This is a genomic window from Bacillus cereus group sp. Bce019, assembly GCF_051781745.1.
Lineage (GTDB): Bacteria > Bacillota > Bacilli > Bacillales > Bacillaceae_G > Bacillus_A > Bacillus_A cereus.
In genome coordinates this window covers 1-259 of record NZ_JBPWJX010000209.1, presented here as the reverse complement: position 1 = coordinate 259, position 259 = coordinate 1, and the positions used below count along the sequence as shown (strand labels likewise).

Here is a 259-nt window from a genome sequence, read left to right as displayed (position 1 = left end):
CCAATAGAAGTACAGACTTACAACAGAAGCAGGTTGTTTCTTTAGCAAGTCCATCGCTAATCGATCTTCGTCATTTAAAAAGAGTAGATGAGAAGATGCTAACGCTTTGGAAAGTGGATTCATTTTCGTATCGATTCGTTTTTCTTCTTCTTGTAGTTGCTCGTTATTGTGTAACAGTTCACTCCATATGTGACGATAAATAAAGAACCTCTCTTGCGTATAGGCATCGGTGGAGAAGAATACTTCGTGAACGAGACGA

The 259-nt window shown here is 39.0% G+C and carries 1 pseudogene; it reads right to left on the bottom strand.

Going from position 1 to position 259, the window contains the following annotated elements:
- Positions 1 to 259, bottom strand: a pseudogene (locus tag ACS2QP_RS28040) (SWIM zinc finger family protein); the annotation flags it as partial.